The organism is Streptomyces sp. NBC_01092, assembly GCF_045039535.1.
GTDB lineage: Bacteria > Actinomycetota > Actinomycetes > Streptomycetales > Streptomycetaceae > Streptomyces.
In genome coordinates this window covers 10,591,806-10,610,323 of record NZ_CP108659.1, presented here as the reverse complement: position 1 = coordinate 10,610,323, position 18,518 = coordinate 10,591,806, and the positions used below count along the sequence as shown (strand labels likewise).

At 71.6% G+C, this 18,518-nt stretch carries 20 protein-coding genes; 13 read left to right on the top strand and 7 right to left on the bottom strand.

All coding sequences use genetic code 11. The annotated features are described in order from the left end of the window. Positions 1-4 precede the first annotated feature (4 nt). From OG254_RS47220 to OG254_RS47205, 4 genes are read left to right on the top strand one after another with little or no spacing between them, the layout of a single operon-like run. On the top strand, positions 5-766 hold the full coding sequence (locus OG254_RS47220) for a phosphonate C-P lyase system protein PhnL (RefSeq protein ID WP_405594133.1): 762 nt from the start codon (positions 5-7) through the stop codon (positions 764-766). Next, positions 763-2,004, top strand: coding sequence for an alpha-D-ribose 1-methylphosphonate 5-triphosphate diphosphatase (locus tag OG254_RS47215; protein WP_405594131.1), 1,242 nt, complete (start codon positions 763-765; stop codon positions 2,002-2,004). Before OG254_RS47220 ends, OG254_RS47215 begins: the two co-directional genes overlap by 4 nt. Then, positions 2,001-2,867 carry an inositol monophosphatase family protein gene (locus tag OG254_RS47210; RefSeq protein WP_405594129.1) on the top strand — a complete coding sequence of 289 codons (867 nt, stop codon included), beginning with the start codon at positions 2,001-2,003 and terminating at the stop codon, positions 2,865-2,867. Before OG254_RS47215 ends, OG254_RS47210 begins: the two co-directional genes overlap by 4 nt. Next, entirely contained in the window at positions 2,864-3,463 is a 600-nt protein-coding gene (locus OG254_RS47205; RefSeq protein ID WP_405594127.1) for an HD domain-containing protein, read from the top strand. The genes OG254_RS47210 and OG254_RS47205 overlap by 4 nt, the downstream gene beginning before the upstream one ends. A 120-nt stretch (positions 3,464-3,583) precedes the next feature. Here OG254_RS47205 and OG254_RS47200 read toward each other — a convergent pair whose 3' ends face one another. The 3 genes from OG254_RS47200 to OG254_RS47190 all read right to left on the bottom strand — a co-directional run bounded on the left by OG254_RS47200 (position 3,584) and on the right by OG254_RS47190 (position 5,746). After that, positions 3,584-4,318: a DUF1275 family protein gene (locus OG254_RS47200; protein ID WP_405594125.1), complete on the bottom strand. Its 735-nt coding sequence runs from the start codon at positions 4,316-4,318 to the stop codon at positions 3,584-3,586. 41 nt (positions 4,319-4,359) lie between these two features. After that, complete coding sequence (locus tag OG254_RS47195) at positions 4,360-4,923, bottom strand: nucleoside deaminase (RefSeq protein ID WP_405594123.1); 564 nt, start codon at positions 4,921-4,923, stop codon at positions 4,360-4,362. A 238-nt stretch (positions 4,924-5,161) separates the two neighbouring features. Beyond that, positions 5,162-5,746 carry a TetR/AcrR family transcriptional regulator gene (locus tag OG254_RS47190; RefSeq protein ID WP_405594121.1) on the bottom strand — a complete coding sequence of 195 codons (585 nt, stop codon included), beginning with the start codon at positions 5,744-5,746 and terminating at the stop codon, positions 5,162-5,164. Between the two features lie 84 nt (positions 5,747-5,830). On the opposite strand from OG254_RS47190, the gene OG254_RS47185 reads away from it, so the two are divergent. Then, a complete protein-coding gene (locus OG254_RS47185) occupies positions 5,831-6,634 on the top strand; it encodes an SDR family NAD(P)-dependent oxidoreductase (protein WP_405594118.1) in 804 nt (267 codons plus the stop codon). 34 nt (positions 6,635-6,668) lie between these two features. Here OG254_RS47185 and OG254_RS47180 read toward each other — a convergent pair whose 3' ends face one another. Further along, the gene (locus OG254_RS47180; RefSeq protein WP_147996138.1) at positions 6,669-7,034 is read right to left on the bottom strand and encodes a MerR family transcriptional regulator; all 366 of its coding nucleotides are present in this window, start codon (positions 7,032-7,034) and stop codon (positions 6,669-6,671) included. Positions 7,035-7,101: 67 nt separating this feature from the next. Between OG254_RS47180 and OG254_RS47175 the strand changes: the two genes are divergently transcribed. The 3 genes from OG254_RS47175 to OG254_RS47165 all read left to right on the top strand — a co-directional run bounded on the left by OG254_RS47175 (position 7,102) and on the right by OG254_RS47165 (position 11,148). Beyond that, positions 7,102-7,989, top strand: a complete 888-nt coding sequence (locus tag OG254_RS47175) for an enoyl-CoA hydratase/isomerase family protein (RefSeq protein ID WP_405594116.1) — start codon at positions 7,102-7,104, stop codon at positions 7,987-7,989. Between the two features lie 178 nt (positions 7,990-8,167). After that, entirely contained in the window at positions 8,168-10,279 is a 2,112-nt protein-coding gene (locus OG254_RS47170; RefSeq protein ID WP_405594114.1) for a SpoIIE family protein phosphatase, read from the top strand. Between the two features lie 59 nt (positions 10,280-10,338). Continuing rightward, entirely contained in the window at positions 10,339-11,148 is an 810-nt protein-coding gene (locus tag OG254_RS47165; protein ID WP_405594112.1) for an alpha/beta fold hydrolase, read from the top strand. 3 nt (positions 11,149-11,151) lie between these two features. On the opposite strand, the gene OG254_RS47160 is transcribed toward OG254_RS47165, so the two are convergent. Beyond that, entirely contained in the window at positions 11,152-11,946 is a 795-nt protein-coding gene (locus OG254_RS47160) for an SDR family NAD(P)-dependent oxidoreductase (RefSeq protein ID WP_405594110.1), read from the bottom strand. Between the two features lie 419 nt (positions 11,947-12,365). Between OG254_RS47160 and OG254_RS47155 the strand changes: the two genes are divergently transcribed. Continuing rightward, positions 12,366-13,682: a chloride channel protein gene (locus tag OG254_RS47155; RefSeq protein WP_405594108.1), complete on the top strand. Its 1,317-nt coding sequence runs from the start codon at positions 12,366-12,368 to the stop codon at positions 13,680-13,682. 251 nt (positions 13,683-13,933) lie between these two features. After that, a complete protein-coding gene (locus OG254_RS47150; protein ID WP_405594106.1) occupies positions 13,934-14,827 on the top strand; it encodes a YhjD/YihY/BrkB family envelope integrity protein in 894 nt (297 codons plus the stop codon). 27 nt (positions 14,828-14,854) lie between these two features. On the opposite strand, the gene OG254_RS47145 is transcribed toward OG254_RS47150, so the two are convergent. After that, positions 14,855-15,421, bottom strand: a complete 567-nt coding sequence (locus OG254_RS47145) for a TetR/AcrR family transcriptional regulator (protein ID WP_405594104.1) — start codon at positions 15,419-15,421, stop codon at positions 14,855-14,857. Between the two features lie 86 nt (positions 15,422-15,507). Here OG254_RS47145 and OG254_RS47140 point away from each other — a divergent pair, with 86 nt between their 5' ends. Further along, positions 15,508-16,416 (top strand): SDR family oxidoreductase, encoded by a 909-nt coding sequence (locus OG254_RS47140; RefSeq protein ID WP_405594102.1) that lies wholly within the window; start codon positions 15,508-15,510, stop codon positions 16,414-16,416. A 28-nt stretch (positions 16,417-16,444) separates the two neighbouring features. Here OG254_RS47140 and OG254_RS47135 read toward each other — a convergent pair whose 3' ends face one another. Next, on the bottom strand, positions 16,445-17,404 hold the full coding sequence (locus OG254_RS47135; RefSeq protein WP_405594100.1) for a GlxA family transcriptional regulator: 960 nt from the start codon (positions 17,402-17,404) through the stop codon (positions 16,445-16,447). Positions 17,405-17,542: 138 nt separating this feature from the next. Between OG254_RS47135 and OG254_RS47130 the strand changes: the two genes are divergently transcribed. Beyond that, complete coding sequence (locus OG254_RS47130; RefSeq protein WP_147996128.1) at positions 17,543-17,842, top strand: putative quinol monooxygenase; 300 nt, start codon at positions 17,543-17,545, stop codon at positions 17,840-17,842. A gap of 105 nt (positions 17,843-17,947) precedes the next feature. After that, the gene (locus OG254_RS47125; protein ID WP_405594098.1) at positions 17,948-18,502 is read left to right on the top strand and encodes a PaaI family thioesterase; all 555 of its coding nucleotides are present in this window, start codon (positions 17,948-17,950) and stop codon (positions 18,500-18,502) included. The last annotated feature ends 16 nt before the right edge of the window (positions 18,503-18,518 follow it).

The window sequence follows — 18,518 nt, the reverse complement described above, 5'->3', positions numbered from 1 at the left end:
CCCGGTGAACACCACCGACACCGAATCCGCAGAGGACCCCGTACTCACGGTCCGCGCGCTGTACAAGTCCTTCACCCTCCACAGCATCGACGGCCGGACCGTGCCCTCGCTGCACGGCGTCGACCTCGACGTGAACACCGGCGAGCACGTCGCCCTCGCGGGCCCCAGCGGCGCCGGCAAGTCCTCACTGCTGCGCTGCGTGTACCGCACGTACCTGCCGGACTCCGGTTCCGTACGGCTGCGGACGGCGGCCGGGCCCATCGAGCTGACCACGCTGGGCGACCGGGAGATGGCCCGGCTGCGCGGCCGGGAGTTCGGCTACGTCTCGCAGTTCCTCGCGGCCCCGCCGCGCACCGGCCCGCTGGAGGTGGTCGCCGCGATCGCCCGGCGGCGCGGGCTCGACCGGGGCGAGGCGCGGGAGGCCGCGGCGGACGCGCTGCGCCGGCTGAACCTCGACGAGACGCTCTGGGACGTCGACTGCAGTGTCCTGTCCGGCGGTGAGCGCCAGCGCGTGAACCTCGCCGCGGGCACGGTGCAGCCGCCCCGGCTGCTGCTCCTCGACGAGCCGGTCTCCGCGCTGGATCCGGCCAACCGGGAGGCCGCGCTGGAGCTGATCGACTCACTGGCGGGGCAGGGCGTCGCGGTCCTCGCCGTCTTCCACGACATGGACGCCATACGGCAGTTGGCGTCGCGGGTGGTGTTCGTCAGGGACGGCCGGATCGCGCGGCAGGGCGCGCCGGCGCAGATGCTTCAGGAGGCGGCATGAGCACCGGACTGGTGAGCAGAGGGCCGGCCGAGGCGCCGGCCCAGGGCTGGACGCTGGGCGGCCCGCCCGCGGACTACGTGCTCGGGCACGTCCGGGCGGTGCTGCCCGACCGGGTACTGGACGACGCCCTTGTCGCCGTGCGCGACGGCAGGATCGCCGCCGTCGAACCGCACCAGGCCGGGCTTGAGGCCGACGTCGACGGCCAGGGCATGCTCTGTCTGCCCGGCCTGGTGGACGTGCACAGCGACGGCCTGGAGAAGGAGCAGCTGCCCCGGCCGGGCGCCGAACTGCCCCTGGAGTTCGCGCTGTTGTCCTTCGAAGGCAAGCTGCGCGCGGCCGGAGTCACGACGGCGTTCCACGGCGCGGCCTTCGAGGAGAGCGGCGGGCGCGGGATGCGCCGGACCCTGGAGAACGCGCGTCGGATCTGCGCGGCGGTGGCGGGCCGGGGCGGCGAAGGACTGGTGGACCACCGGATCCTGCACCGCCTGGACGTTCGCTGCCCGGAGGGTCTGGCCGGACTGCGGCAGCGGCTGGCGGAGATCGGGGACGGGGACGGCGGACCGGTCCTTGTGTCGCACGAGGACCACACCCCGGGCCAGGGCCAGTACGCGGACCGCGCCTACTACGAGCGCTACCTCGTCGGCACCCGTGGGGTCACCCAGGACGAGGCCCGTGCCTACGTCGACCGGCTGATCGTGGACCGCGACGGCCGACTGGACGTCCGCGAGGAGGCGCTGGACTGGCTCGGCGAGCAGGCTCGCGCGGGCCGGGTCCGGCTGCTCGGCCACGACCCCAGCTCGGCGCGGGAGATCGAGGAACTGTGCGAACGCGGCGGCGCGGTCGCGGAGTTCCCCACCACGGCAGAGGCCGCGAAGGCCGCCCGCGAGCACGGTATGCCGGTCGTGATGGGCGCACCCAACGTCCTGCGCGGGCACTCGCACAACGGCAACGCCTCCGGCCGCGAGCTGGTCGCCCGCGGGCTGGTCACCGCGCTCGCCTCGGACTACCTGCCGTCGGGGCTTCTCGGGGCCGCGCTGCTGCTCGCCGAGGAGGGGTTGGCGCCGCTGCCCGAGACGGTCGGCCTGGTCACCGGCGGTGCCGCGGACGTCGCCGGCCTCCGGGACCGTGGCCGGCTGGAGGAGGGTCTGCGGGCCGACCTGGTGCTGGCCGAGCCGGGACGCCCGTGGCCCGTCGTGGCGGCGGTGCTGCGCGCGGCATCGGGGGGTGGGGCGGCGTGAGCGGCTCGATCCCGATGAACGACCCGGCCTCCCCGAGCGGCCGGATCGCGTGGCCCGTGCCGGAGCCGCACCTGCCCTCCGGTGTCCACCCGGCGCTGGCCGCGGCGACCCGGGCCGCCGTGACCGCCTTCCGTGCCGCGCGTGAGACCTACAACCGGGCCCAGCTCGCCGAGAAGGTCCAGGAGGGCGCGGACGGCACACCGACGATGCGGCTGGACATCCTGGTGGACACCGCGATCGCCGTGGTGGTGAACGCCCATCGGATCAACCTGCTCAGCGAGGAACTGGGGCACATCGACAACGGTTCCGCCGTCACGCTCGTCACCGACCCGGTGGACGGTACGGCGAACGCCGCGTCCGGTGTGCCGCTGTCGGCCTTCGCGGGCGTCATCGCGGTGGACGGGGTGCCGACGGAGGCGCTGACGTGTTGGCTGGACACGGGTCGCTGCTGGCACACGGTGGCGGGGCAGCCGTCGCCGTACCGCACGAACGGCCGTACGGAACTGGACGGTGCGGCGGTCAGTCTGCTGCGGCCGCAGCAGCACATCGCCGACGCGTGGTGGCGGGTGGCGACGCGGGCCGCCAGGATCCGCATCCTGTCGACGAGTTGCCTGGAAGCGGTGCTGGTGGCCGAGGGGTCGACGGACGCGTTCGCCGACGCCGGTTCCGACACGCACCGGATCGTGGACCTGGCGGCCGCGATGGTGACCGTACCCGCGGCGGGCGGCGCGGTGATCGATGTGCACGGCCGCCCGCTGGAGATCGATCCCGACCTCACCCGGCGCTGGTCGGGCGTGGTCGCGGCGACGCCACAGCTCGCCGAGGAACTCGCGGAGACCATCCGCGGAACGGAGGAACAGTGACATCCCGCATCCCTGACGACTCTCGCGGCCCTCGCGACCAGGGCGCCGCTCAAGACCAGCTCACCGGCGAGGAACTGGCCGCGCTGGTCGACGGCCTCGCGGGTCTGCCGTACGACGGCGAGGCCGTCGACCAGCGGACGCACGCGCTGCAGACGGCGTGGCTGGCGACTCAGGCCGGTGCGGACGACGAGCTGGTCGTCGCCGCGGCGCTGCACGACATCGGCCGCGCCCGGCCGGTGCGGGCCGAACACCCGGGTCTGCCGCACGAGTTGGCGGGCGCGGAGTTCGCCCGGCGTCGGCTGAGCGAACGGGCCGCGTGGGTCATCGCCCAGCACGTACCGGCCAAGCGCTATCTCGTGGCGACCGACCCGGCCTACCACGCCCTGCTCAGCCGGGTGTCCATCGCGTCGCTGAAGGTCCAGGGCGGTCCGATGGACGAGCGGGAGGTGGCCGAGTTCGCGGCCCATCCGCTGGCCTCGGACGCGGTGGCGCTGCGCCGCTGGGACGACGCCGCGAAGGACCCGGACGGTCCGCAGCTGCCGATGCCGGCACTGCTCGCGGCCCACGCCCGCTGCTTCGCCGCGCGGGAGGTCTGACGGGTGGCGCGGAGCGGGCCGGACACTCGGCCGGCCCGCTCCGCGATCATCGGGCGCAATGCCGCGTGCCCGTGCACAAGGTCCACCGCAGCATGCCCCCTCGGCTGGCGCGGCCGGCCGTCAACGGCCTGCCGAGCTGCGCCGCATCCGGATCACCGGCATGCCGGCGGCCAGGATGGCGCACACCACCAGCACCACCGGAAGCACGCCTGTCCAGCGCGGGGCCGCCCGCAGCACCGCCATGGACGCCCCCGCTCCCGCCATCAGGGCCGCCAGCTGAACAGGCACCCAGCGATCCCGGCGGCCCCCTCCCACACCCTTCACGATGTACGTGGCCAGCGTGCCGGTCAGATAGGTGGTCGGTGACGCCGCCCGGCCTGCCGCCACCATGGCCGCCGACTGGATGCCCATCGCCGCCGCGGCACCGAACTGCAGGGCGTCCCGCGCCGTTCGCCCCGGCGCTCCGCCCATGGCGGCCCAGGTCCCGGCGCCCACGGCCAGCACGACGGCCTCTCCGGCCAGGCAGAACATCACCGGCGGCGCCCAGCGTGTGAGCATGTCCTCGCGCCGACGGGTGAGCCGGGCGGTCACGGCCGCGCCCAGAGCGAAGCCGGTCAACGCCAGCACCGTGGCCGTCACGCCCGTTGCCTGCCCCCGGCCGATCGCCATCCCGAGCAGGGCCAGGTTGCTGGTCATGACTCCGGCGAAGACATGGTCCAACGCGATGAAGGAGATGGTTTCCACGGCTCCGGACGCCGCCACCAGGAGGACGACGGCGAGATGCAGGGCCGTCACCGGTTCCGTGGGCGGTGGCACCGGGTGCTCTCTGGCTTGTCCGCCCAGCTGATCACTCACAGTGCCCGAGCATAACTTTCCGTGTGGGGCGCCGGTTGCGTCTACCTGTACTGGACGCCGGACGCGTCCGGGAGACTCTCGCGCAGTCGTTGGGCCTCTCGGAAGAGGTGGTTCGTGTGGTCCGCCAGCACTCCGCCGAGGAGCAGCACCGGCGTGTAGAAGGACCGTGCGGAGGCGGCCACCTGACGCGCGGTCAGGTCGATCTGGATGACCCCGGTGCGGCGGATGTCGTCGATCGAGCTGGCCCAGACGACGCGCCGCAGATTCGCCCACGCCATGGCGCTCATGCACATCGAGCAGGGCTCACCGGTCGTATAGAGGGTGGTGTCGGCCCAGCCCTGGTTGCCCTGTCGACGTACGTAGTCGTTCATGGCGACCACCTCGCCGTGCAGCAGCGGGCTGTCATCCCCGGTGTTGACCCCGCTCCCCAGGACCTCGCCGGTGCGGGTGTCGACGATCACCGCGCCGAACGGCCACTCGGGGTTCCTGCGGGCCTGCTCGATGGCCAGCCACATGAACCGCTCGTGCGAAGCGCCCGTCCCCGGGTCCGTCGCGGCGCTCGCCTCGGCGGCGAGGTCCGGGCGGGCGTGACTCTCCTGGAGCAAGTCCTGAGGGAGTGCGAGTGGCGCCGCGACTCCCGTCAGCACCGCTCCGCACCTGCCAAGGAACTGACGCCTGCCCGAGTCCATGCGTTTCTCCTCACCTGACACCGAAACTGACACCGCGGCTCCGTAAGGTAGCCGGATCATCACTGATGGTGTCCAGTGAGCTTCCCGCCAATGCACCCCATGGCCAGGGAATGCGCGACGGACGGTTCCGAGGGCCTGCTTGGCGGTGCGCGCCTCAGTCGGTGCCCCGCACCGCCGCGAGGCACTGGTCGTAGAGGTCCGCCAGGTCGAGTTGTCCGTCATGGCGGGCCCAGAGCTCGGTCGCCGTGTCGACGCAGGCGAAGACCGTCGCGACGATCGCCCTGGCCCGCGGGTCGGAGGCGTCGCCATGGCCGGGATCCAGCCGGGCCTGGACGACCGGGACGAGTTCGGCCTGCCAGCGCAGTCGCTTCTCGATGTAGCGGGCGCGCAGCGAGGGGGTGTCGAAAATGAGGCGGGACAGCTCCAGGACCCGCTCGGGGGTGTGACTGGCCGTCAGGGCGACCTCGAATCCCGCGCGCAGGGCGTCCCAGGCGGAGACCTCGGCCGGCTGCTGTTCGACGGTCCGCCTCAGCAGCTCGCCCAGCGCCTCCTGGTCGCCACAGACCAGGTCCTCCTTGGTGCCGAAGTAGCGGAACAGGGAGCGCTGCGAGATCCCCGCCTCGCGCGCGATCTGCGCGATCGTCGTCCGCTCGTAGCCCTGCTCGGTGAACAGGCGGACCGCGGTGTCCAGGATCGCCTCGACCGCCACCTGCCGCGAGCGGTCCCACAACGTCGTCATGGGCGTCAGGCTACCCCCACTGGACAGCGACCGCCTACTTGGCATTAACTGCCAGCTAGGCATCGACTGAAAGAAGGGCATGCCATGTCAGCCGTCGACTACCACGGTCAGACCACTCTCATCACCGGCGCCAGCGCCGGCCTCGGCGCCGAGTTCGCGCGCCAGCTCGCCACCCGCGGTTCCGACCTCGTGCTGGTCGCCCGCCGCAGGGACCGCCTGGAGGAACTGGCCGCCGAACTGCGCGACCACCACAAGATCGAGGTCCACGTGGTGGAGATGGACCTGGCCACGGACAACCCCGGGCAGGCGCTGGCCGCGCGGGTGGCAGGGCTCGGACTGCACGTCACGAGCGTGATCAACAATGCCGGATTCGCCACCTTCGGCTCCTTCCACCAGGCCGATCCGGAACGGCTGCGCCGAGAGATCGCCGTCGACGTGACCGCGGTGGCCGACATCAGCCGCGCCTTCATCGAGCAACTGCGCGCGGCGGGGCGCGGGGTGCTGGTCAACGTGGCGAGCATGGCCGCGTACCAGCCCAACCCGCGCATGGCTCTCTACGGGGCGACCAAGGCGTTCGTGCTCAGCCTCACCGAGGCACTGTGGGAGGAGTCGCGCGGCTCCGGTCTGCGGGTGCTGGCCCTCTCCCCCGGCGCCACCCGGACCGAGTTCTTCGACGTCGCGGGCACCACGCAGGCCGCCGGAGGGACCAAGCTCGCCTCACCCGTCGACGTCGTCCGCACCGCGCTGGCCGCCCTGGACCGCAGGAACCCGCCGCCCAGCGTCATCGCGGGACGTCTGAACCGGATCATGGCGTTCCTCGCCCGTCGGCTGGCCACCCGACGGCAGGTCATCCGGGCCATCGGCCGGCTCACCGCCGAGGGGGCGTGAGGTGCGCGGGAACGGCGGCGTGATCGCACGCTCGTCAGGGGCAGGGCCGGCCCGTACTGAACGTCTTGGTGGCCGTCGTGATGAGGGTGTCCAGCCTGTCCCGGGTGTCCACCAGGGAGCCGATCCGGTCGTTGATACGGTCCCGCTCCGCCGACAGCCGTTCGAGGAGTTCCGGCGTCACCTCGCCGGTCACGACGCACGGCAGCAGTTCCACGATCGACCTGCTCGGCAGTCCCGCCGCGTACAACTGCTGGATCAGCAGGACGCGGTCGACCGCGCCGACCGCGTAGTGGCGCTGCCCGCCGGCGCTGCGTTCGGAGGCGAGCAGGTGCTGCTCCTCGTAGTAGCGCAGCGCTCGCACGCTCACACCCGTCCTGACGGCGAGCTCACCGATGCGCATCACATTTCCCTTGCCTCTCACGTCAACGTCAGCTTTTAGCGTGACGGATGAACAGGCCTGTGGCCAGATGCTTCATCGAGAGAAGGACGAAATGCCGTACGCCGACTACAAGGCACTGCGGGTGGCAGTCGACGCGGGCGTGGCTCATGTGACGCTCGACAATCCGCCGGTCAACATGCTCGACACGACGCTCATCAACGAGCTCCACGACTTCGTCGGGGCCGTCCGCGACGACGAGGGCGTGCGGGTGATCGTGGTGCAGAGCGCCGACCCGGACTTCTTCGTCGCCCATGTCGATCTGGGCTTCATGCTCCAGCCCGAGACCTTCGCGGACCTGGCCAACCCGGACGCCGGGACCGGCGGCGACGAGTCCCTGATCAACCCGATGCAGAAGCTGATGCTGCGCCTGCGCGCGCTGCCGCAGGTCACGATCGCCAAGCTCGCGGGGCGCCTTCGGGGCGGCGGCAACGAGCTGGCGATGGCACTGGACATGCGTTTCGGGGCCAGGGGGCGGACCTGGCTCGCCCAGCCCGAGACCCGGATGGGCATCATCCCCGGAGGCGGCGGCACCCAGCTGCTGCCCCCGCTGGTGGGCCGTGCCAGGGCGCTGGAGGTGATCCTCGGCGGAAACCTCTTCGACGCCGAGACAGCCGAGCGCTACGGCTGGATCAACCGCGCCCTCCCGGCGGAGGAGCTCGACGCCTTCGTCGACGCCCTCGCCCTGCGCATCGCGGCGCTGCGTCCGGAACAGATCGCCGCGGCGAAGGCGGCGGTCGGGGCCGCGGTCGTCGGCGGGGGCCTGCTGGAGGGGCTCGGCGAGGAGAGCAAGGCCCTCGGCGGGGTCTACCCGGCGCCGGATGCCGTCATCGAGCGCATGCGGGCCGCGGTGGCGGCCGGCGCCCAAACCCGCGAGGGCGAACTCGACCTGGAGGTGTCACTGGACCGCCTGGCCTGAGCCCTGCCGCCCAGCACCAGCACCCGGCCGCTCAAGCAAGGATGCGGCCGGGTCGGTCGCGCCCCGTCGCGCCGGGCGGAGACGCTCCCGCCGGAAGACCCGCGCGGCGCCTGATCCACATGCTTTCGCCCCCGCTCGGGCTTAGCGTTCTTGATATGGGCGTTAGGTGTTGCGCCACATGACCGGGGCCGGTGAGACGCCAGGCGCAGCTGATCCGCTCAGTGAGGCGTTGGCTGCGGCGGTGCACCGCACCGGTGCCAGGTACGGGGGCGTCTACGTACTGGACCCGACCGAAGCGGTCCTGGGTCTGGTCGCGCTGTGCGGGATACCGATCGACGTCTTCGCACCATGGTGGCGAACCGCCTATGCGGCCCACGGTCCCGCGCAGGACTCGGTGCGGGGCGGCCGCATCGTCTGGGTGAGCTCCCTGGAAGAGCTGTCCCGCAACTACCCGCGCGTCGCGGCGAGCATCCCCTATGAACTCGCGTTCGCACTCGTCCCGCTCAGAGGGGTCCGCCACTGCCGGGGCACGCTCCTGCTGCTGTGGGCCCCCGACCGCTCCCCCCGCCTCAGCACGCGTGAACGCGGACGCATGGCCTCCAGCGCCCGGCGGATCACCCGAGTGCTCAACGCCGCGGCCTTCCCTCCCGTCATTCCGGAACGTCCCCGCTTCGTCGCGCCCCGCCACACGCAGCCGAGCCCACAGTCCGCGGACTCGGCGGCCAAACTGGTGGAACGCCTGCCCGTCGGCACCCTCGCCCTCGATCTCGCGGGGCGTATCACCTACGTCAACACCGCCGCCGCGAGTCTGCTGGGCAGCCCCCTGGAGAAACTGCTGGGAACCCAGCCGTGGCAGTCGCTGCCCTGGCTGGACAACATCGCGTACATGGACGCGTACCGCGTCGCGATGAGCAGCCGTGAGCCTCTCGCGCTGACCGTGCTGCGCCCACCGGACCAGTGGCTCGACCTGCGTATCCACACGGACGACAGCGGGACCAGCATCCTCGTCACCCCGGACCACTCGGCCAAGCCCATCGGTATGCCGTCGGCCTCCACCGGCGCTCCGCCGGACAGCCGTATCCATCTCCTGATGGGTCTGGCCGCCGCACTGACCGAAACCGTCGGTGTCCAGGACGTCGTCGATCTGGTCGCCGACCAGATCCTGCCCGTCTTCGGCGCCCACGGCATGATCATGTCCACCGCCGACGCGGGCCGTATCCGGATCATCGGGTACCGCGGCTACGAGCCCGCCATCATCGACCAGTTCGACGGCCTGTCCGCGGACGCCGACCTGACGCCGGCGGGCCGCGTCCTGGCCAACGGCACGTCCTCGTTCTTCGCCGACCGCAGCGAACTGGCCCGCCTTTACCCCCGGGCGCCGCAGCTCAGCGACAAGCAGGCGTGGGCGTTCCTGCCGCTGCTCAGCTCCGGACGCCCCATCGGCTGTCTCCTGCTCGCCTACAACCACCCCCACACGTTCACGGTCGCCGAGCGCTCCATCCTCACGCCCCTGGCCGGTCTCATCGCCCAGGCGCTGGACCGGGCACGTCTCTATGACGCCAAACACGGCCTCGCGCTCGCCCTCCAGCAGACCCTCCTGCCGCACGCTCTGCCCACCGTCACCGGACTCGAGGTCGCCGCCCGCTACCTCCCGGCCGGCCAGGGCATGAACATCGGCGGCGACTTCTACGACCTGATCCGCCTCGACAGCACCACTGCCGCAGCGGTCATCGGAGACGTGCAGGGCCACGACATGGTGGCGGCCGCCCTCATGGGTCAGGTCCGTATGGCCGTGCACTCCCACGCCACGGCCGGAGCAACTCCCGACCAGGTCCTCGCGCGTACCGACCGTGACCTCGCCGACCTGAACGCCGGCCGTTTCGTCTCCTGCCTCTACGCCCACCTCGACCTCGCCCGCCACCAGGTGTCCCTGGCCAGCGCCGGGCACCCGCCCCCACTTCTGAGGCACCCCGACAACCGCGCCCATACCGTCGACATCCATCCGGGCCCGCCACTCGGCCTAGGCTTCGGCACTCCCTCCTATCCCCTCACGACCCTGCCCCTGCCGCCGGAGACGCTCCTCGCCCTCTACACCGACGGACTCGTCGAGGACCCCGGCACCGACATCACCCGGACCATCGCCGACCTCGCACACCACCTCGGCGAGTCGGGCGACCTGCCCCTGCACCAACTCGCGGACAGCCTCGTGCACCACAGCCGGCGCACCAACCAGCACACCGACGACATCGCCCTGCTCCTGCTCCAGCCCAACCGTCTCGCCGAGCCCTGAGCGAGCGCCGAGGGCGGAGACCGGTACCGGAGGGCGGCCCCTCTGAAAGGTCGGGAACGATGGGTGACTACGTGGAGCTCCCCGGCGTCAGGACGTGGTACGAGACGGACGGTGCCGGTGACCCGTTGCTGCTCCTCCACGGCGGCTTCTGCACGAACGAGACGTGGGGGGCTCAACGCGCCGAGTTCGCGGCGCGCTTGCGTGTGCTGCTTCCCGAGCGTCGCGGGCACGGGCGTACGCCCGACGTCGACGGACCGCTGTCGTACCGGGACATGGCCGACGACACCGTCGCCTTCATCGAGTCGGTCGTGGACGGTCCCGCTCATCTCGTCGGATGGAGCGACGGCGGTGTCGTCGCCCTGCTCGTCGCCGTCGCCCGTCCCGACCTGGTCAGGAAGGTCGTGGCCATGGGCGCCAACTTCCTCCCGAACCCGCAGAGCGGTGCGGCGCCCGAGATGCTCGAACAGCTGACGCCGGACGCTCCCGACATGGCTGTGTTCCGGGAGATGTACGAAGCGGTGTCACCCGACGGTGCGGCCCACTGGCCGGTCGTCGTGGGCAAGATGGTCGAGATGTTCCGCACCGAGCCGGTCATCCCGTTGGAGGATCTGGGCCGCATCAGCACGCCGACGCTGGTCCTGGTCGGGGACGACGACCTGATCACGCTCGAGCACACGATTGCCCTGTACCGCGCGATCCCCGGATCCGAGCTGGCCGTCGTACCCGGAACGTCTCACGCGCTGCTGATGGAGAAGCCCGCGGACGTCAACCGGATCATCCTCGACTTCCTCGCCAATGAACCGATCCCCACGATGTTTCCCATACGGCGCTACCAGGGTGCGGCCCCCGAGAGCGGCACCCCGGCCTGACCGTCACGGCAGGATCGAGTCGACGTATCCGCCGTCGACGCGCAGCGCTCCGCCGGTGGTGGCGGAGGCCTGGTCGGAGCTGAGGTAGACCACCATGTGCGCGATCTCCTCCGGTTCGATCAGCCGTTGCAGCAGGCTCTGCGGCCGGTGCCGACGCATGAAGGCGCGCTGGGCCTCGTCCCAGGGCAGGCTGCGGTCCACCAGTTCGTAGACGAAGTCCTCCACCCCGCCCGTGTGGGTGGGCCCGGCGATGACCGAGTTCACCGTGACGCCCGTGCCGGCGGCCTGCTTGGCGAAGCCCCGGCTGACCGCCAGGATCGCCGTCTTGGACATGCCGTAATGGATCATCTCGGCCGGGGTGACGATCGCCGAGTCGCTCGCGATGTACTGCACCCGGCCCCAGCCCCGCTCGGTCATGCCCGGAAGGAACAGCCGCGTCAGCCGTACGGCCGACAGCACGTTCACCTCGAAGTAGCGGCGCCACTCCTCGTCGCTGATCTCCAAGGGGTCGGCGGCGCCGAAGATGCCGAGGTTGTTAACGAGGATGTCCACGTTTGGGAGCATCTCGGCTACCTGGTCCGCGCCTTCCTGTGTGGTCACGTCCGCCGCCACGGGCACCCACTCGACGCCCGGCACCTCCTTGGCCAGTGCCGCGACACTCTGCTCCACACGCTCGGGACTCCGGCCGTTCACCCCCACGCGGGCACCCGCGCGGGCAAGGCCGACGGCGATCGCCGCGCCGATGCCCTGGGTGGATCCGGTGACCAGCGCGGTGCGCCCCTTCAGGTCGATCTGCATGCCTCGCAGCCCCTTTCGCGTGCTGATGGCGCGGGTGGATGTGCTTCTTGGGTACCCGGGAGACCAGATGCATACGCGTGCTACATGCAGACGCCGTAATCAACCGCACGCGCTCAACTGGCGAGCGCTGCTGTCCGGGTCCGAACGCACTTCGCGAACATGCAAGGGGCCGGGCCCAGTGCTGCAATGTCCGAGGACGCTGTGCCTCCGGCAGCGCCACGGGCGATCGACGCCCGGCCAGGTAAACGACCGGGCCCGACACCGCCCTTGAGGAGTGGCCATGCACCAGGAGACGGGGGCGTGGGGCCCATGGAGAGCCTCCTCGGGACGGCGACGGACACGGGAGGAACGGGCTCGTGCCTGATGCGGGGTCTGCGGCTGCGCCGGCTACCCATACGCAGCCGGAAGAGGCCGACCGGTTGCGTGAACTGCTCCGCACCCCGGCCTACCAGAAGGCGCTCCTATTCTCCGCGCTGATCGGTGTCCCGGTCGCCCTGCTCGCGTTCTGGTTCCTGGCCGCGATCCACGAACTCGAGCACGCCCTGTGGTCCGACCTGCCCTCGGAGCTGGGGTGGGACACCCCTCCCTGGTGGTGGCCGCTGCCGCTGCTGGCGGTCGCCGGCATCGCCGTCGCTCTCGTGGTCAAGCACCTGCCGGGAGCCGGCGGCCATATTCCGGCCGTTGGTCTGCACGCTCCGGGGCAGGGCGCGTCCGCCCTGCCGGGTGTCCTTCTCGCGGCCTTCGCCAGTCTGCCGCTCGGGGCCACGCTCGGCCCCGAAGCCCCGTTGATCGCGCTCGGCAGCGGCCTGGCCCTGCTCTTCGCCCATCTGGTGCGCGCCCCGGTGACGCCGCGGAGCACCCCGCTCCTCGCGGCGGCCGGTGCCGCTTCGGCGCTTCCCGTGATCTTCGGCAATCCGCTGGTCGGAGCGGTGATCCTCATCGAGGTGGCCGGAGTGGGCGGCCCGCAGTTGTTCGCCGTCATGCTGCCGGCGCTGCTGGCCAGCGGGATCGGCTCGCTCGTGTTCACCGGGTTCGGCCGCTGGACCGGCCTCTCGACGGGCAGTCTGTCGGTGAAGTTGGGTGTGCCGACGCCCCGGCTGGACGCCGGGGACGTGCTCTGGTCCGTTCTGATGGCCGTCGCGATCGGGTTCGCGCTGCACGTGATCATGAACACCGGGCGCCTGACCGCGCTGTTCGTCTCGAAGCGGACGATCGCGCGTACGACGGCCTGCGCGCTGGCCGCCGGGGCGTGCGCGGCGGTGTACACGCTGGTCACCGACCGGTCGCCGGCGGACGTGGCGTCGTCCGGGCAGGCCACGCTGGGCCAGTTGGCCCAGAACCCCCACTCCTGGGGCGTCGGTGCGCTGATCGCCGTACTGCTGTTCAAGGCGACGGCGTACGCGCTGTGTCTGGGCAGTCTGCGCGGTGGCCCCATCTTCCCCTCGCTCTTCCTCGGGGCCGCGGCGGGCGTGCTGCTCGCGCCGTTGCCCGGGTTGGGGGTCGTGCCCGGCATGGCGGCGGGCATGGCGGCCGCTGCAGCCGCCGCGCTGCGGCTGCCCGTGAGCAGTGCGTTGCTGGTCGTCCTGGTCATGGGGAGCGCCGCGATGACTCCCGTGGTGATCCTGTCGGCCGTGGTGGCTTTCGTGACGGTCCAGCTGCTGCCGCCCGGCCGTGCCGTACCCGTGCCGGGCAAGCCGGCCCAGCCGCCGCCCGACCGGGACTCCGAGCACGCCTGACCCCTCCCCTCCCGGCCGGGAGTGCCATGGTCGGGTTCCTCGCGCACTCTTGAGGTGGGAAGGAGCGGCTCGATGGAGAGTTCGGCAGGGGTGCCGTCGGCGGCGGGGGTCCCGGCACTCTGCCCCGGGGCCGCGCGCACCCGCCTCTGATGAACCGCGGGGGTGCGGGCGAGGAGTCCGGCTCAGGTGCGCCGTCGGGCAGACCCGACCGAGCTGCACGCGAAGCCCACACCCGTCCACGGATCCGGTCCGTGCTGCGCGCGTCGTGGTGGCGTGACCGTACCCAGCGACTGACGGCGTGGCTGCATGCCCTCCACGCCCGCCTGGAGACCCGCTTTCCGGTGATCACGGGACTCGTCGACCGACTGGTGTCCGTGAACGTCTTCGACTCCGCCACCCGCATCGCGGCGCAGTGCTTCCTGACCGCCGTTCCCCTGCTGTTCGTGCTCGGCGCGTACGCACCGGAGGCGGTGCAGGACCAGGTCATCACCTCGGTCACCACCGTTTTCGGGCTGACGGGGGAGTCGAAGGCCCAGTTGGAGCACGCGTTTCAGCCGCCGACCGACGATCTGCGCCAGGCGACCGGCCTGGTGGGCGCGCTGATGGTGCTGCTGTCGGCCACCGCGGTGAGCCGCGCGGTGCAGCGGCTGTGCAAACGGGCCTGGCAGGTGCCCCGGACGGAGGCGAAGGTCGCCCCGTGGCGCTGGCTGGCGTGGATCATCCTGTGGCTCGGCGCGCTGGTCCTGCAAGGACTGCTGCACAACGGGTTCGGATGGGGAACGGAGTTCGGCACTCCGGTCATCTTCGTCATCCAGGTGGCCATGTGGTGGTGGACCCAGCATCTGCTGCTGGGCGGCGTCATCCGCTGGTCGCCCCTTCTGCCGGGCGCCGTCATCACGGCGTTCGCGGTCAGCGCCCTGTCCGTGACCGCGCACTTCTACATGCCGCGCGCGCTCAACCGGGCACTGGGCGACTACGGTTCCGCCGGTTCGGTGTTCGTCCTGCTGTCCTGGCTGATCGTGGTGTGCGTCGCCGTCACCGTCGGCCTCAGCATGGGCGCCGTACTGTCCCAGGAGCCGTTCCTCAGGCACCGCCTCGGCACCGCGACGTCACCTCCCGGCGACGCCGATCACGTCGAGTCCTGACCGTGCCGTCGTCCGGCCGGCCGCCGGCTAGCCGCCCGCCGTCAGGGCTTTGAGCTGCTTCAGGGATTCCCGCATCGCCTCCGCCAGGGTGCCTTCCCCGGTCGCCGCGACCCATCGCTCGAAGCCGATCTTGAAGACGGCGATCCCGGCTTCGGCGGTCAGGCTCGCGGCCGGCTCCTGCACGCCGCGCCGGCGCAGGGCGTCGGCGAGCGCGGCCGACAGTGAGGCGAGCTTGATGAGTTCGCGCTCCTGGAGTTCCGCGTTCGCCACGATGACGGCCTGGCGCTTTCGGGAGTGTTCGCCGCGGTCGACGAACACCGTGGCCACGGCGTCGAGCCCGGCCGCCACCGCGTCGATCGGCGCCGCGGACGCGGGAGCCTCGGCGACGGCGTTCACGAACAGGTCCTGGAGCCCGCCGGTGCCGTCGAACAGCACTTCGCGCTTGTCGGCGTAGTGCCGGAAGTAGGTGCGCTCGGTGAGACCCGCCCGCTTGGCGATCTCCGCCACGGTGGTCTGTTCGTAGCCCCGCTCGCTGTAGAGCTCCAACGCCGCTGTCGCCAGGCGTTCGCGTGCGTTCGGCTCCCATCTACCCATGCGCAGATCCTACGTGATGACAGTGACTGCCATCAGGTGTTAGCGTCGATGACAGTCACTGACATCAACAGTTGGGGGACTCTCCCATGCGTATCTTCGTGACCGGCGCGTCCGGCTGGATCGGCTCCGCCCTCGTGCCCGAACTCATCGACGCGGGGCACCAGGTGGTGGGGCTGGCCCGCTCGGCCGCCTCCGCCGATGCCCTCAACGCCGCCGGGGCCGAGGTGGTCCGCGGCACCGTGGACGACCTCGACGTCCTCGGCGCGACCGCCGCCGCTTCGGACGGGGTGGTGCACCTCGCCTTCAAGCACGACCTCGCCTTCACCGGCGACTACCAGGGCGCCGCGGAGGCCGACCGCCGTGCCGTCGACACCTTCGGCGACGCGCTGGCCGGCACGGACCGCCCCTTCGTCCTCGCCTCCGGCCTGGTCGGGCTGAAGCCGGGGCAGGTGTCGACCGAGCGGGACCTGCCCACGATCGACGGGTCACCGACGTCCGTCCGCGCGGCCACCGCCGCGGCGGCTCTGGCGCTCGCCTCACGTGGCGTGCGCTCGTCGGTGGTGCGACTGGCTCCGACCTGCCACGGCGAAGGGGACATCGGGTTCATGGCGACCCTGGTCGGCATCGCCCGGGCCCAGGGGGTCTCGGGCTATCTCGGCGACGGCACCAACCGCTGGGCGGCCGTCCACCGCCTCGACGCCGCACTGCTGTTCCGCCTGGCGGTCGAGAAGGCGCCCGCGGGATCCGTGCTGCACGGCGTCGATGAGGAAGGCATCGCGCTCCACGACGTCGCCGAAGTGATCGGCCGTCACCTCGATGTACCGGTGACCTCCGTGTCCCAGGAGGCCGCTGCCGGGCACTTCACCTGGCTGAGCACGTTCCTCGGAGTCGACGCGCCGGCGTCGAGCGCCCTGACACGGGAGATGCTGGACTGGCGGCCGACCCGGCCCGGCCTGCTCGAAGACCTGGCAAAGGGGCACTACTTCAACGGCTAGGCCGCCGCCGATGACGTGGCGGACGAGGTCATCGCCCCCGCAGCGAACTCACCGTCTCACCGGTGCGCTCGCGGAGCAGGACGCGGAGGGTGTTGGCGTGCTCGTAGCCGACCTTGCGGGCGATGACCTCCACCGGCAGGTCCGTGGTCCGCAGCAGGTGGGAGGCCTGCTCGACGCGCAGGTCCTGGACGAAGCGCACGGGTGAGGTGCCGAGCGTGCGGCGCACGGCGCGCTGGAGGGTGCGCTCGCTGACGCCGATGGCCCGTGCCGCGTCGGCGATCGAGATCGACTGGTCCAGATGCACCCGGGCCCAGCGCTCGAAGGCCGCCAGGGTGGGGTCGCTCTGCGCGAGGGCCGAGGAGATCGTGTACGCCGCCTGCGACGGGCGCTCGTCGACGACGAGGTAGCGCGCGACCAGGTCCGCGAGGGCCGGGCTGCTCATCCGTACGATCGCGAGCGCGAGGTCGACATGCCCGAACGCCGCTCCGGCCGTGGTCACGCCCTCGGAGCTGGTGACCATGCGGCTCTCGTCGACCGTGACCGCCGGGTAGCGCTTGCGGAAGTACGGTGCGAGCCACCAACTCGTGGTGGCCCGGCGCCCGTCGAGGACTCCCGACTCGGCGAGCAGGAACGTGCCGGTGCAGGCGGACGCGACGGGGGTGCGGCGATCGCGTGTCGCGGCCACCAGGCGCCGTACGGGTGCGGCGTCCGGGCCCGAGACATGCGCGATGAGGGCGTCGGGCCGCCGTTCGGCCAGCGCGGGCACCAGCAGCAGGTCCGCGTCCTTCGCCGTGCCGACGGGGAGGGTCTCGACCACATGCCCCGCTCCCGTACGGACCCGCCGGCGGAAGCCGATCGTGGACACCTGCCAGGCGGGCGGGGGCTGGGGGAGTTCCTCGCGCATGGCGTTCGCCCCCTCGAGCACGTCGAGCAGGGCGGAGAGCCCGGAGTCGAAGACACCGTCGTATGCCAGTACGGCCACATGCATGACGGAAACGATATCAGACGCGTCGTTTCCGACACTGGGCGAGGTCGGTGGGGCGACCTAGGTTCTGAGGTGTCCGAACGCCAACCGGTGCAAGGCCGGCACCGCACGTTCACCGATGACCACAGCAAGGAGTGCGCCATGACGAAGCTGGGACTGCTGGCCCGGATCGAGGCCAAGCCGGAGTACGCGGAGAAGGTGGAGGCCCTGCTGCGGGACGCCGTGCAACTGGCGCGGCAGGAGGACCACACCGTCACCTGGTTCGCGTTCCGACAGGGCGACACCACCTTCGGGGTCTTCGACACCTTCGAGGACGAGCAGGGGCGTCAGGGCCACCTCCAGGGCAGGATCGCGGCGGCGCTGATGGAGGCCGCCGAGACCATGCTCAGTGAGGCACCGGACATCCGGCCGGTCGACCTCCTGGCGGTCAAGCTTCCCTGATCCGACCGCCGGGCGGCAGCGCGGGTGACCTGCGCTGCCGCCCGGCGCCCCTCCCCCCTTCGACCACGGCCCCGCACGGGCCTGCCGAAGAAAGAAAGACAGACCATGACACAGCCCGCAACACAGGACCGCCGCGCGACCGGCGACGAGACACACCCCGCCGGATCCCGCTCACGTACCCACACCTGGCAGCCTCCGACGAGCTACGCGGACGCCGGTGCCCATACGGGCATCGAGCTGGTCCGCATGGGTCTGGACGGACGTCTGCCCGAAGCTCCGATCTGCGGGACCCTCGGCTTCCGCCTGGTGTCGGCCGAGGAGGGGCAGGCCGTCTTCGAGGGCGAGCCGGGGGAACACCTCTACAACCCCATGGGCACGGTCCACGGGGGTTACATGGCGACCCTTCTCGACTCCGCGCTCGGCACGGCCGTACTCACCGCCCTGCCGGCCGGCCGCGCCTACACCACCGTCCAGCTCGGTGTGCACCTGGTCCGTCCGGTGCTCGACACCACGCCCACGCTGCGCTGCGAGGGCAAGGCCGTGCACGTCGGCCGCACGACCGCGACGGCTGAGGCCCGGCTCGTCGGAGCGGTGGACGGCAGGCTGTACGCGCACGGAACGGCCACCTGCGCGGTGCTCGCTCTGCCCGGCGCGGGCTGAGGGCACCCTGAACGGC

Coding starts and splice junctions, on each gene's coding strand:
- OG254_RS47165 (WP_405594112.1), top strand. CDS start 10,339: ATGGGTGACTACGTGGAGCTCCCCGGCGTCAGGACGTGGTACGAGACG.
- OG254_RS47170 (WP_405594114.1), top strand. CDS start 8,168: ATGACCGGGGCCGGTGAGACGCCAGGCGCAGCTGATCCGCTCAGTGAG.
- OG254_RS47175 (WP_405594116.1), top strand. CDS start 7,102: ATGCTTCATCGAGAGAAGGACGAAATGCCGTACGCCGACTACAAGGCA.
- OG254_RS47215 (WP_405594131.1), top strand. CDS start 763: ATGAGCACCGGACTGGTGAGCAGAGGGCCGGCCGAGGCGCCGGCCCAG.
- OG254_RS47185 (WP_405594118.1), top strand. CDS start 5,831: ATGTCAGCCGTCGACTACCACGGTCAGACCACTCTCATCACCGGCGCC.
- OG254_RS47160 (WP_405594110.1), bottom strand. CDS start 11,946: ATGCAGATCGACCTGAAGGGGCGCACCGCGCTGGTCACCGGATCCACC.
- OG254_RS47180 (WP_147996138.1), bottom strand. CDS start 7,034: ATGCGCATCGGTGAGCTCGCCGTCAGGACGGGTGTGAGCGTGCGAGCG.
- OG254_RS47140 (WP_405594102.1), top strand. CDS start 15,508: ATGCGTATCTTCGTGACCGGCGCGTCCGGCTGGATCGGCTCCGCCCTC.
- OG254_RS47190 (WP_405594121.1), bottom strand. CDS start 5,746: ATGACGACGTTGTGGGACCGCTCGCGGCAGGTGGCGGTCGAGGCGATC.
- OG254_RS47145 (WP_405594104.1), bottom strand. CDS start 15,421: ATGGGTAGATGGGAGCCGAACGCACGCGAACGCCTGGCGACAGCGGCG.
- OG254_RS47130 (WP_147996128.1), top strand. CDS start 17,543: ATGACGAAGCTGGGACTGCTGGCCCGGATCGAGGCCAAGCCGGAGTAC.
- OG254_RS47125 (WP_405594098.1), top strand. CDS start 17,948: ATGACACAGCCCGCAACACAGGACCGCCGCGCGACCGGCGACGAGACA.
- OG254_RS47135 (WP_405594100.1), bottom strand. CDS start 17,404: ATGCATGTGGCCGTACTGGCATACGACGGTGTCTTCGACTCCGGGCTC.